The organism is Streptococcus sp. S784/96/1 (assembly GCF_902729355.1).
In the GTDB taxonomy this organism is placed as follows: domain Bacteria; phylum Bacillota; class Bacilli; order Lactobacillales; family Streptococcaceae; genus Streptococcus; species Streptococcus caledonicus.
On the sequence record NZ_CACVCC010000020.1, the window covers coordinates 1 to 12,541 of the forward strand.

Genomic DNA, 12,541 nt, shown 5'->3' on the forward strand with positions numbered 1-12,541 from the left:
ACGGAGTGTTATGACTTGAAGGCTTACAAGACATTTGAGGAATTAGTTTATGATATTGATGACTATATCTATTTTTACAATAACGAACGATTTCAAGAGAAGCACAACGGCCTTGCCCCTCTTGAATCGAGGGACAAGGCCGTTGCTTAATCTTTTATTATTTCATTGTCCACTTGACAGGGAGCAGTTCAAATCATTCATGCTTTTTTATTTTATTGACTAATCTTTGAAATCCCAACTCAGCAACTCTGCTATTCCCCAAATCAAAGGATAGGTGTCTCAAAAAAATAGGATCTGTCCCGTGTTTTCACGGTAGAGATTGCCTTGGAAGAAATAGTGATATGTCTTTCTGTCAACCTCAAGGAATGAGGAGCGCCAACGAGCACCTCTGCGATTGATAGGATTCCAACTAATTTTCAACTGCCTATCTCGGCCCATTAGCTGGATATTAACACTAATCTTGCTTAGGGTCATGGTAGGAACATGGCAGAGCTAAGACACGATTTTCCTCCGTCAAAAAAGGATAAAACTCTTGAATACCTTGATAGTCATCACTTGGTGTGGCTTCTAAATCATCCTCTATCTGAACATGTCATTTTCGTTATACTTTGTCATGTATATTGTTCGCATGACACATATGCAGAGCCATTCCCCAATGGTAAGCATTTAGGTTCCTGGCTGTCATAGGTATTCCCGTACGTGCTACCATTATAGTCCTTGCTATCCTATCTTTGGGAAAAAACATTACCTGAAAACTACAACGTTTCCGTTTGACATGTATACAACTGATATTTACACAAACAAATAAATTACTGAAATACATTGATTGCTTTTTCTATGAAAATAATAGACAATACAGACAGAATAAAAAAGGAGATTATTTATGACAAAGGCCATTTCAGTTATGGAATTGAAAACCTTGCTTGATACTGAAAGCATTAACTTAATTGATGTTCGTGAGAAAGATGAATTTGCAACTGGACATGTTCCTGGGGCTGTTAATCTTCCCCTTAGCGAACTAGGTAATCGTTCCACAGAGCTCACAACCGATAAACCCTACTACATCATCTGCCAAGCAGGAGGACGTTCTGCCCAAGTCTGTGCCTTTTTAGACAGTATGGGCTACGATACAACCAACGTCATTGACGGAACAGGTGCTTGGACTGAAGAGCTAGAGAAATAATAGTAAAGAAACCACTGCTGTTAAAAAGTTCAACAGTGGCTTTTTTACGTTAAAATCATCATAACATACAAAATACACCTATCATCCGATAATAAGTGCAGTAATTGAGTCTTAATTCTTAAAACTATGAATTGGCGCCGGAATTTGTTCGCCTCGATTGATAAAGCCTGCTGATGAGTTCTGATTGATGACCCAGATAGTTGCTTCATTGGCAATCATAGCCGCAATGGTTTCATAAGGGGTATCCTCCGGAATAGCAATCATATCAAGACCAATGGAACAGATAGCCGTCATAGCTTCCAATTTTTCCAAGTTAAGAGAGCCACTCTGCACCGCCGCAATCATTCCCTCATCTTCTGAGACAGGAATGAAGGCACCCGATAGGCCACCGACTTGGTTACAAGCTATCACGCCACCTTTCGTCTTGCAGCTCAATCAAGTGTATGCCCAAAGGAAAATAATTTAACGCATCCGTTGCTGCACCAATCAAGACAATCGGTGTCACACTGACATGTTTGTTGACAATGGAAATCCCAAGCTCTGCTGCAATCTCATCTCCAACCGCAACCAGATTCGCAGCCTTAGTTGTAATTTTGTCATAAATTTTCTGCTCAATTGTTTCACGAACTTGTCTAATATCCATAGGTCACCTCTTACAAATTGTACATGGCGTCAAAAATAGCTGCGCTTTAAATATTGATTTTAACATTCAGCGTTTGTCCAAAGGCCTCCAATTCACTACGCAAAGCCGTGAAATCCTGTTTCTCCTCAGATGACACCACCGCCATCATGGTAAAATACTCATCCAAAACCGTCTGAGAAATATCATCAATGTTCAGATTTAGCTCAGCTAACTTGCCTGCGACGCCTGCTACAATCCCTTTTCCGTCTTTACCAACAACCGTTACAATAGCTTTCATATCAATCTCCTTATCTTTTTTGTTTATTTTATAAACTTTCCAAACATTCTATTTAAACCAAAAAACGTCCGTATAAAACGAACTTTTTTTGGTTTTTATTGAATTTGACACAAAATAACAAAATCATTAACGTTATCTGCTGTGAACAACAACTGATTAAACACCTTCTTCAGCAAGCAATTGTTTATCATATTGACGCACAAATGGCCAATAGACTAAGAAAGCTACCAATGAACACACTAATGCAACAGGGATTGCTTTTACATCCGCAGTACCAAGAAAGGCTCCGATACCAACAGGAGTTGGCCATGGAACTTGAGCTACTACTGCATTGATAAGATTAGTTTTCATTGCAAAATAGTAAACCGACATTGACGCAATAGGCGCTGTCATAAATGGAATCGCAAGCGCTGGGTTATAGATAATTGGTAAACCAAAAATCAACGGTTCATTAATATTGAAGATACCTGGTACAATAGAGGCTTTACCAATCGCACTTAATTGTGCAGAACGAGCGCGAAAGGCACACCAGATACAAAGCCCAAGTGTCGCACCAGAACCACCAGCAATAACAAACATATTTGAAAACTCACCCGCAACAATATTACGCGCACCTTCAGCATTGAGTGCCATATTTGTAAGAGCAATTGGATTAACAAAAGCAAAGACGATATTTGCTCCGTGGATACCTACAATCCAAAGCGCCTGAGTCAGCAAGTAAATAACAACAAGACCAATCCAAGTATTAGTGAGTCCACCTACAAATGAGAATGGAATCGCAATGACTTGGAAAATATCTGTACCAAGAGCAACAAGGGCTCCATTGATAACAATAACTGTGAAAGCAACTACAAAACTAGGAATAAGGGCTGTGAAACCACGAGAAACACCTTCTGGAACTGATGCAGGCATTTTAATAACCCAGTTGTGCTTAATACACATACGATAAATAAGTACTGTTACAATAGCCATAATAATAGCTGTAAAGATACCAGTTGTTCCAAAACGAGTAACACCATTACCCATTGCCCAACCATCTGCTATCACTGTACCTTCCTTAAGGCTTTGGACAGCTGACATCATACCATCTTTAAAAATAATTTGTGGAACAGTCATGATGAAGGCAAACAAGGCCAATAAAGCTCCATTAAGTGGGCTCATGTTTAACTCTTCTTCCTCAGCATAAATTTTTGTCAATTCATATGCCATAGAAAGAACAAAATAGAGTGATAACGACCCCATAGTAGCATAGTTAGCAACCATGTATAAAGCCGTAAATTTATCAAATGAAGCCGCAAATACATCAGCTACAACTGGCCAAAAAGAGAACGCTTGAGGTAATATACTAAATACCAAGAACATTGATCCTACAATTGTAAATGGTACTGCAGCCATACCTGCCGCTGTGATAGCACGCACAACTTTATACTGTGCAATTTTTCCCATTGGTCCCATAAGATATTTCTCTAACAAGCCAAAGAATCCTTTTTGTTCGTCCATAATGAACTCCTTTCAAAATTAAAATATTTTTCCAAATGATTTTTGAAAACGATAATAAAAGTTATCGGTATTAGTTTCAACACGCTGTACACGATTCACATTATGCCAAACAGCCAATAAACCCAATAACAGTAAACTTGAAACAAATAGTTTCCCTAACAAATTACTAGCAAAAACAGGAAAGACATACTCAAATTGACCCGGGAAAACGACACTTAGCAGTGCAAGAACATTAACAATTCCTTGTGCCTGAAAGGCACGTTTTGTCCAAATCAATACGGCTTTTGTTTTACCATAGAGAGAAAATTGCTCAGCAATTGCTCTAATAAGCAACAATAGCAAACCTATCGGTAAAATGATGTAAACCGACGTTCTATACATTTGAATCATTCCCCAATAAATATTAGCAAAAAAGAAAAGAGTCAGAGAATATCTAAATAGCATATAACGACTAAATAAGTTATTTTTCCAAGTCGTTTCTTGTTTCAAGTCACGACTCTGTGCTTTTTTGGTCACTAATTTCTTTCTCTGATTTTTTCCCATAACTCTATCCTTCTCTACTAGTTATTTTATTTTTTTATGTAATTCTAGCATCTCTAAGGCCACCTCACGCAATGTCATCGTCGTCATGAGATGATCTTGTGCATGAACCATAATAATTTCAATTTTGATTTCCGTTCCACTTGCATATTCTTGCAATAAATGTGTTTGAGCTTTATGTGCCAATAATAATTCTTCATTAGCCTCATCTAATCTTTGAGCCGCAAGTTCAAAATCACCTGCACGCATAGCATCAAACCCTTCATGAACAATTGTTCGTGCATTACCGGAATTTAAGATAATTTCAAATGCAGCCATTTGTAATTCATCTGAATTCATTTACTCTCTTCCTTTCTCTATAGATAAAAATAACTCTCTAAATTGTTCAAAATGCTGACATGACATCAGTTTTTCTTGAATATAATCACAATCAACTAAGTCAACAATCATCGAAGCCATTTCAGGTAATCCTTCATTATCATGGGTTGACATTGATGTTAGAAAAACAAACTTAATTGACGGATATTGCTCATCCCACCACATCCCATTTTTAATAATAGCAACCGCAATATGATGATTGCTCGCAACTGCTTTAATCGGATGGGGAACTGCAATGGTATCACTAAAAACAACTGAACTCATCAATTCTCTTTGCGTCAGCAACTCACACATCCGTTTACTAAAGCCAGGCTCTTCGTCAACAGCAAGCTGTGCAATCATTTTTTCCATAAGTTCTGCTTTGCCGATTTCATCAACAATTATAAATAACTCTTCTGAGAAATAATCATCAAAATATTTTGAATAATCAATTGAAACTGACGATTTTCCTAAAATTTCCTTGGACTTTCTTAATTTAGAAATGCCATCCTTAATAGTTATCACTTCATCTTTAGTTAAAAATACAGATACTGTAAATACTGGCACATTAAAAATTAAATTGGATAAATCAATAGATGAAATGATAAAATCTATGCCTTGCAATTTGTCATCATTAATTTCATAGTAGCCAATAACATCTGAGATGTGTACCGTTTGTCCCAGTTCATTCTCAATACGACTTTTGAGCATCTGCGCACTACCATAACCCGTCGCACAAATCACTAAAATGTTATACTTATACTTTTCTTTGTAGCGCTCTCTACCAGCCATAAAATGAAGAGCAATGTAAGCTAACTCATCTGCGGATAGTTGAAAACGTTCAAATAAAGGCATCTTAGCAATTGTTAATTCTGCCCAATGGTACATGTCTCCATAGTTTGACTGTATATCAGCTGTCAGTGGATTATCAAGAGCAACATGACTTTCTAACCTAATTAATAAGGTCGATAGATGAACTAATAAGCCTTCTATAAGCTGAAAATCATTTTGAACAAAGGCGTCAAACTGCCTCAAACTGGCTAACAATTCATGTCGTAAACGTTCATGTAAATCTTCTGATTCATAACGCCCACTCCCATAGCTTTTAGACAGCAAGTGTAACGTAATATAGTCTGCCTCTTCTTCTGGAAAATCTATACCTGTACTTGAAGCGATTCTCATCAAAATTCTTTCAGCAATGAGATGCTCTATCGTTTCCTTTAGCTTAATATCTTCATCTGTGATCTTAGCTATTTTAAATCCTTCAGCAATCCTACGAAGTGCTAAAGCAATATGGATAACTAAATTTTGAATCACAAAGTCTGATAATTTTAACTGCCCTTCTCGACATTCATCTAAGACAATGATTGTCATTTCCTCAAATGAAATTTTTTGGTTCAACAACTCATTGTCTACATATGAATGCATCGTATTTAAAAAATCAGAATCAATGAAGTAATCCATAATAAATCGACGCTTATCTCTTTCCGTACCAGTAACATAGACACCTTTATTAGCCTTACTCTCTATTTTTAAATGATAGGGAAGAAATTTTTGACGAATTTTTTTAAAATCTGCAGATAGGGTTGAACGGCTCACATATAATTCATCAGCTAAATCATCAAAATAAATTTCATTTTGTTCAAATAACAATTTATTAAGAATATAATTATAACGATCATTAATATCAGTTTTACCAACATATTGTTTTTGAGAAAGTGTAATGTGATTCTCTTTTATAAAATCAGAATAAGTACGTTCATCACTCACTTTCAACGCATATCCGTTACCTTGTTTGGATATGATATCAACACCAGCATAATCGCTCAATTTCTCTGAGATAGTCTTGTAATAATTTCTAATCGTACGATCAGAACAGCCTAATTCATCAGCCAATTCCCTGCTTCTGACAAAACTGTCGCGATGCTGAGATAACAATTGAATAATACGTGCTTCTTTTTTAGTTAACACAGGACCTCCTCCTTAAATAATTTAGTCAGTCCGTCATAACATTTTTAAATATCCTTTTAGATATTTTCTTTGACTAACGCAGCCATCTTTTCAATACCAATTGGAATTGGAATATAAGCTTGCGGTGGGATTTGCACAATTGGTTTCCCTGTCTTAGCAGCAGCATCAGCCAACTGCTTAAAGTTCATTTTAGTCTGAGGGCTAACAAGATATAAATCATACTTATCTTCTATAATACGTTTTTGACCTTCTGGAACACCAACTGCATCCATTTCAATATCTTCACCACGTTCTTGAAGGTAAGTCATTGTCTTTTTAGCAATAAGTGATGATGACATTCCACCTGCACAAATAATAAGAGCTTGTTTAGCCATAAAAATAATCTCCTCTTTTGATGTATTTATTTTACATTTTTATTATAGGAAAACGCATACAATATGTAAATTGACATATTTTCCGTTTCGAAACGGAAAACAATACGACCTTGCGGAAAAAAGGTTACTTATCTCATCTTTCCATAATTAACAGAATTACATTTCAGATTTGTAAAGTATTACTTTCTCCTAGTTTCCAACAAAAAAGACTGGATGAACTCCAGCCTTATTCATTTAGCATCATTTTACAGTAAGATAAGTATTACCTAAAATGTTATACCGCTATCTGCCTAAAAGTAACCCTGACATTTTTAGGTTTGAGATCATACTCTTCTAAAATCATCTCTCTGAGTTTTACATCGTTAATAGTTGATGCTACAGCATAGCCATCTAAGGTATTATACTTGACTGATAATACGGACATGATTTTATTATTTTGACGAATATCAGGAATGCTGGTGTCTGAAAATCCAATAAAATAATTATTCATCGTTTTACCATCTTTTGTGACAACTGATGGTGTCAGTTGTTTTTTCTTCAATCCTACAAATAGGAACCACATTCCAGACATTATTGCACTAACTACAAGAAAACCAAATATATAATATAGCATTTTTCTCCTTATTTTTAAATCACTGATAGACTATTTTAATCATAATCAATGTGTATCAAAACTAATCTACATAAAACTATGGAAATATCTCTCTATTTTGTGAACTAAAAAATATTCTTTATCAACTCTTTTATACCAAACTTTCGTAGCCATTTTAATTATCATTTGTTCTATAATAACCTTATAAACATTGCTACATTATTTTAAAACTTTTATTACTTTTTATTTGTAGCGAATTTTACAAATTAAAATCGTTCCCGACAATACAAACGAGATTGAATTTGCCATGATTAAAGGCATATCTTGAATATTCAATCCATGAAGCAACCATAGAAAAATCCCTATGACCTGCATACTATACATCACGAGTGAAATACCTGAAGTATCCTTTGTTTTAATCGTTTTTATCGCCTGTGGCAAAAAGGCTAAGGTCGTCAGTACTGCAGCAAGTGTACCAATCATTCAGAATCCTTTCCATATGAATAAAAGTTTTACAACTAGAGGAGTGAAACCAGTAAAAATTTCAAACTTACATTATAATGAGGGGTTTTAATAAGTTGATAGATGACTTGACATCATTACAGATGCTCGCCATTTGAAGCAATAACTTGTTTATACCAACCAAATGACAATTTCGGTGAACGCTTATAGCTTCCCTTACCTTCATCATCTTTATCAACGTAGATAAAGCCATAGCGCTTACGCATTTCACCAGTACCAGCTGATACAAGGTCAATACAACCCCAAGGTGTATAGCCAATTAAGTCAACACCATCCTCATCTACAGCCTTAATCATTTCTTTAATGTGAGCTCCAAGATAGTCGACACGGTAATCATCATGCACCATCCCATCTTCTTCAACTTGGTCAATAGAACCAAAACCATTTTCAACAATAAATAATGGCAGATGATACATATCTGTAAACCAGTTTAAGGCATAGCGCAACCCTTCTGGATCAATTTGCCACTCCCAATCAGACGCTTTAACATAATTATTTTTAACCAAATCTTCTGTTTCCAAATAGTCATAGTGAGGATTATTAGGACGATGAGAATCAATAGCAAATGACATATAGTAACTGAATCCAATATAATCAACTGTTCCATCAAGTAAGTCCTGTTTATCTTCTTCTGTCACATCTACTTCAATACCTTTACGCTCCCAATATTTAAGAATATGATTTGGGTAGAAACCATGAACATGGACGTCAGTAAAATAATAGCGTTTTTGCATTGCCTTTTGAGCCATCAAAATATCAGACGGTTTACATGTTGCAGGATAAATCGGACACATGGCAATCATACATCCAATTTGGAAATCTGGATTGATTTCCTTAGCAATTTTAACAGCACGCGCTGAAGCTACTAATTCATAATGAGCGGCCTTGTACATGATAGCTTCGCGGTCATCACCTTCTTTATAAACAATTCCCGAGTTCGTAAATGGAGCAAAATCTTCTTGATAGTTGGCTTGGTTGTTAATTTCATTAAAAGTCATCCAATATTTGACCTTGTCCTTGTAACGGCGGAAACACGTTTCAGCAAATCGAACAAAGAAATCAATCACTTTACGATTCGTAAATCCCCCGTATTCCTTAACTAAATGAAATGGCAATTCAAAATGAGATAAAGTAATGACAGGTTCAATCCCATATTTTAAACACTCATCAAATAAGTCATCATAGAATTTCAAACCTTCTTCATTTGGTTCTAACTCATCTCCATTTGGAAAAATACGAGTCCAAGCAATTGATGTACGAAAACATTTAAAGCCCATTTCAGCAAAAAGTGCTATATCTTCCTTATAGTGATGATAAAAATCAATGGCTTCATGATTAGGATAGTATTTTCCTTCAATAACTCCATCTGTAATTTCACGAGGGATACCATGACGACCTGAAGTCATGACATCAGCGACGGACAAGCCTTTTCCTCCTTCTTTCCATCCACCTTCAAGCTGGTGAGCTGCAACAGCTCCTCCCCATAAGAAATTGTCACGTAGTTTACTCATATAGAGCCTCCTTATTTTTTTACTAAATTATAGCAAGCGATTACAAAAAATAAAATAGAGAAATTTTCCACATGATTTAGGAAAATTTCTCTATCTTCTTGTATTACCCAAAACAATTTTGGTAAAAGAGATGAAAAACTGAAGTCGTTTCAAACAAAGTTCCCAATCTCGACCTGTTTAATTTTTCTATCTCTCAGTTAATCGCAAACCTTATAAATAGCAGTTAGTTGCTCAACTCAGCCTTCGCTATCTCAATCTGCCATTTTACTTGATTAAAGCCTGTGCCTCCAAGTGAGTTACGACGCTCAACTGCTGTTTTTGATTGTAAAGCTACATAGATATCTTCCTCAATCAAGTCAGAGATTTCTTGATAACGTTCCAAGGGAATATCTTGCAAATAGTGTCCTGCCTTGGTACATTCTAGGACTAATTTACCTACGATTTCATGTGCTTCACGGAAAGGTAAACCTTTAGCAGCAAGATAGTCTGCCAACTCTGTGGCATTTGAAAAGTCTTTTTCAGTTGACTCTGCCATATGTTTATCATTTACGGTCATACTGCTCAGCATGCCAGCTAAAATATCAAGGGCTACTGTAATGGTTTCAGCTGTATCAAACATACCTTCCTTATCCTCTTGGAGGTCTTTGTTATAAGCCAGAGGCAGGGATTTCATAACCGTCAAAAGCCCGACTAAATTGCCATAAACACGACCTGATTTCCCCCGAATCAGCTCCGCCATATCAGGATTTTTCTTTTGAGGCATGATGGAAGAGCCTGTTGAAAAGGTATCTGACAAGGTCACAAATTGGTATTCACGACTACACCAGTTAATGATTTCCTCACATAATCGGCTCATGTGCATCATCAAAATAGAGCTATTGGCTAAAAATTCCAAAATAAAATCACGGTCAGACACAGCATCTAAGGAGTTGCTGTAAGGTTTGGCAAAGCCCATAAGCTGCGCTGTCCTCTCACGGTCAATCGGAAAGGTTGTTCCTGCCAAGGCTGCTGCTCCCAGCGGTGATAAATCAGTATGTGTCACATTAAACTCAAAACGCTCCGCATCACGAGTAAACATACTATAATAAGCCATTAAATGATGTCCAAATGAAATAGGCTGTGCGTGTTATAAATGTGTGTAGCCTGGCATGAGGGTTTCCACATGCTTTTCAGCCAAGTCCACCAAAACCTGACGAAGGTTACTTAATTTAGCAAGGACTTCTCCCAACTTCATTTTTAAATAGAGATGCATGTCTGTTGCCACTTGGTCATTACGTGAACGTGCCGTGTGAAGCTTACCAGCGACTGGACCAATTTTAGCAGTCAGTAAGGCCTCTATGTTCATGTGAATATCTTCGTTGGTCACGTCAAAGGTAAGCTGCCCATTTTTGTAATCTATCAAAAGATCTTCCAAACCAGATTTAATCTGCTGAGCTTCTACTTTAGAAATGATACCCGTTTCTCCAAGCATGGTGACATGAGCAAGGGATCCTGTTAAGTCCTGCTCTGCCATTTTCTGGTCAAAGGAAATGGAAGCACCAAATTCTTCCACCCATTTTTCGAGGCTAGCCTCAAAGCGACCACCCCATAATTTGTAATTTTCTGCCATAATCTAACCCTTAGTTCCATTAACCTGACTATTTACTTGAGTTGGAAGACCCCACAGTTTGATAAAGCCAACCGCTGCATTTTGGTCAAAACTATCTGCTGATGTGTAGGTCGCTAGGTTTTCGTCATAAAGAGAATTTGGAGATTTCCGGGCAACGACTTGAGCATGTCCTTTATAAAGCTTCACTTTAGCTGTCCCATTAACGGCTTTTTGCGTTTCTTTAATATAAGCAATAATTGCCTTAGTTGCTGGACTGAACCAAAGAGCATTGTAAATCAAGTTTGATAATTCATTTTCAAGAATTGGTTTAAAGTGAGACACTTCACGTACCAAAGTCAAGTCTTCAATTTCCTTATGAGCAGTTAAAAGTGTGATGGCACCTGGACACTCGTAAATCTCACGTGATTTAATACCCACTAAACGGTTTTCAACATGGTCAATACGTCCTACACCATGCGCTCCTGCAATCACGTTTAATTTTTGAATAAGGTCAACGAGTTTCATTTCTTCACCATTGATGGCAACAGGTTTTCCAGATACAAAGGTAATATCTACAAATTCAGGAGTATCAGGAGCTTTTTCTGGTGCTGTTGTAATCCCAAAGGCTTCTTCTGGCGCTTGATTCCAGGGATTTTCCAAAACACCACATTCATTGGCACGGCCCCAAAGGTTTTGGTCAACAGAATAAGGATTATCAAGGTCAGCTGGAACTGGAACACCGTTTGCTTTAGCATATTCAATTTCTTCTTCACGTGACCATTTCCATTCACGGACTGGAGCTACCACTTTCAAGTTTGGATCAAGTGCTGCAATAGCAACTTCAAAACGGACTTGGTCATTTCCTTTACCGGTACAACCATGGGCAATCGTTGTCGCCCCTGTCTTATGAGCAATTTCCACTAATTTCTTAGAGATAATCGGACGGCTTAGAGCAGAAACTAATGGGTATTTTTGTTCGTAATAAGCATGCGCTTGAAGTGCTGGGAGAACGTATTCTTCCGCAAATTCATCTTTTACATCAAGCACATAAGATTCAATGGCACCGACAGCCAAAGCCTTATCATGAATAAAATCAAGGTCTTTTCCTTCACCAACATCCATACAAACAGCAATGACATCATAATCTTTTTTCAACCAAGTAATGGCTACGGATGTATCAAGACCACCTGAGTAAGCTAAAATCACTTTTTCTTTTGACATAAATATACTCCCTTTTTTGTAATAAAATTATTTTATTGAATATTTATTCTTTTGTCAACTGTTTTTATCAAAAAAACCGAAGGTTATACCTTCGATTCGTATTTTTATAATTAAATCATAATTAATTTGTGGTTAAATATTCATTTAAAACTCTGCGCGAAGGCTGTTATCTTCTTGAACATCAAAGAAAAATTCAAACAACACTTCACCGTAACTCTCTGGTCTGTAAGTTGCAAACAAAATCCCCTCTTCATCAATATCA

Annotated in this window: 13 protein-coding genes and 2 pseudogenes; 2 read left to right on the plus strand and 13 right to left on the minus strand. The window is 36.7% G+C overall.

Annotated features, from left to right (window positions below; all coding sequences use genetic code 11):
- Together GZ996_RS07625 and GZ996_RS07630 are read left to right on the plus strand one after the other, a co-directional pair.
- Positions 1-150 (plus strand): IS3 family transposase (locus GZ996_RS07625; RefSeq protein WP_162011741.1); only part of this gene is annotated, 150 nt, incomplete at its 5' end.
- Positions 151-883: 733 nt separating this feature from the next.
- Positions 884-1,183, plus strand: coding sequence for a rhodanese-like domain-containing protein (locus GZ996_RS07630; RefSeq protein WP_156807167.1), 300 nt, complete (start codon positions 884-886; stop codon positions 1,181-1,183).
- A 111-nt stretch (positions 1,184-1,294) separates the two neighbouring features.
- Here the strand turns inward: GZ996_RS07630 and GZ996_RS12245 are convergent.
- The 13 genes and pseudogenes from GZ996_RS12245 to GZ996_RS07695 all read right to left on the minus strand — a co-directional run.
- Positions 1,295-1,603: pseudogene (locus tag GZ996_RS12245) on the minus strand (DUF711 family protein); the annotation flags it as partial.
- Entirely contained in the window at positions 1,581-1,826 is a 246-nt protein-coding gene (locus tag GZ996_RS12250) for a DUF711 family protein (protein WP_162011742.1), read from the minus strand. The pseudogene GZ996_RS12245 and the gene GZ996_RS12250, both read right to left, overlap by 23 nt.
- A gap of 46 nt (positions 1,827-1,872) precedes the next feature.
- Positions 1,873-2,103 (minus strand): ACT domain-containing protein, encoded by a 231-nt coding sequence (locus tag GZ996_RS07645; RefSeq protein ID WP_162011743.1) that lies wholly within the window; start codon positions 2,101-2,103, stop codon positions 1,873-1,875.
- 156 nt (positions 2,104-2,259) lie between these two features.
- Positions 2,260-3,603, minus strand: coding sequence for a PTS cellobiose transporter subunit IIC (gene celB, locus GZ996_RS07650; protein WP_162011744.1), 1,344 nt, complete (start codon positions 3,601-3,603; stop codon positions 2,260-2,262).
- Between the two features lie 18 nt (positions 3,604-3,621).
- Positions 3,622-4,146 (minus strand): hypothetical protein, encoded by a 525-nt coding sequence (locus tag GZ996_RS07655; protein ID WP_202922611.1) that lies wholly within the window; start codon positions 4,144-4,146, stop codon positions 3,622-3,624.
- Positions 4,147-4,167: 21 nt separating this feature from the next.
- Positions 4,168-4,482 (minus strand): PTS cellobiose transporter subunit IIA, encoded by a 315-nt coding sequence (locus GZ996_RS07660; protein ID WP_162011745.1) that lies wholly within the window; start codon positions 4,480-4,482, stop codon positions 4,168-4,170.
- On the minus strand, positions 4,483-6,471 hold the full coding sequence (locus GZ996_RS07665) for a BglG family transcription antiterminator (RefSeq protein WP_162011746.1): 1,989 nt from the start codon (positions 6,469-6,471) through the stop codon (positions 4,483-4,485). It abuts the gene before it with no gap.
- Between the two features lie 56 nt (positions 6,472-6,527).
- Positions 6,528-6,845, minus strand: coding sequence for a PTS cellobiose transporter subunit IIB (locus tag GZ996_RS07670; RefSeq protein WP_162011747.1), 318 nt, complete (start codon positions 6,843-6,845; stop codon positions 6,528-6,530).
- A gap of 274 nt (positions 6,846-7,119) precedes the next feature.
- Positions 7,120-7,416, minus strand: coding sequence for a hypothetical protein (locus GZ996_RS07675; RefSeq protein WP_162011748.1), 297 nt, complete (start codon positions 7,414-7,416; stop codon positions 7,120-7,122).
- Positions 7,417-7,680: 264 nt separating this feature from the next.
- Positions 7,681-7,920, minus strand: coding sequence for a SemiSWEET transporter (locus tag GZ996_RS07680; protein ID WP_162011749.1), 240 nt, complete (start codon positions 7,918-7,920; stop codon positions 7,681-7,683).
- A 116-nt stretch (positions 7,921-8,036) separates the two neighbouring features.
- Positions 8,037-9,470, minus strand: a complete 1,434-nt coding sequence (locus GZ996_RS07685) for a 6-phospho-beta-glucosidase (RefSeq protein ID WP_162011750.1) — start codon at positions 9,468-9,470, stop codon at positions 8,037-8,039.
- Between the two features lie 223 nt (positions 9,471-9,693).
- Positions 9,694-11,082 (minus strand): annotated as a pseudogene (argH, locus tag GZ996_RS07690) (argininosuccinate lyase).
- Positions 11,083-12,279: an argininosuccinate synthase gene (locus GZ996_RS07695; RefSeq protein ID WP_162011751.1), complete on the minus strand. Its 1,197-nt coding sequence runs from the start codon at positions 12,277-12,279 to the stop codon at positions 11,083-11,085.
- Between the last annotated feature and the right edge of the window lie 262 nt (positions 12,280-12,541).

What these genes read in the sequence shown, in the direction of transcription:
- GZ996_RS07645 (WP_162011743.1), bottom strand. Translation starts at nt 2,103, where the DNA reads ATGAAAGCTATTGTAACGGTTGTTGGTAAAGACGGAAAAGGGATTGTA.
- GZ996_RS07680 (WP_162011749.1), bottom strand. Translation starts at nt 7,920, where the DNA reads ATGATTGGTACACTTGCTGCAGTACTGACGACCTTAGCCTTTTTGCCA.
- GZ996_RS07670 (WP_162011747.1), bottom strand. Translation starts at nt 6,845, where the DNA reads ATGGCTAAACAAGCTCTTATTATTTGTGCAGGTGGAATGTCATCATCA.
- GZ996_RS07630 (WP_156807167.1), top strand. Translation starts at nt 884, where the DNA reads ATGACAAAGGCCATTTCAGTTATGGAATTGAAAACCTTGCTTGATACT.
- GZ996_RS07655 (WP_202922611.1), bottom strand. Translation starts at nt 4,146, where the DNA reads ATGGGAAAAAATCAGAGAAAGAAATTAGTGACCAAAAAAGCACAGAGT.
- GZ996_RS12250 (WP_162011742.1), bottom strand. Translation starts at nt 1,826, where the DNA reads ATGGATATTAGACAAGTTCGTGAAACAATTGAGCAGAAAATTTATGAC.
- GZ996_RS07695 (WP_162011751.1), bottom strand. Translation starts at nt 12,279, where the DNA reads ATGTCAAAAGAAAAAGTGATTTTAGCTTACTCAGGTGGTCTTGATACA.
- GZ996_RS07675 (WP_162011748.1), bottom strand. Translation starts at nt 7,416, where the DNA reads ATGTCTGGAATGTGGTTCCTATTTGTAGGATTGAAGAAAAAACAACTG.
- celB (WP_162011744.1), bottom strand. Translation starts at nt 3,603, where the DNA reads ATGGACGAACAAAAAGGATTCTTTGGCTTGTTAGAGAAATATCTTATG.
- GZ996_RS07660 (WP_162011745.1), bottom strand. Translation starts at nt 4,482, where the DNA reads ATGAATTCAGATGAATTACAAATGGCTGCATTTGAAATTATCTTAAAT.
- GZ996_RS07685 (WP_162011750.1), bottom strand. Translation starts at nt 9,470, where the DNA reads ATGAGTAAACTACGTGACAATTTCTTATGGGGAGGAGCTGTTGCAGCT.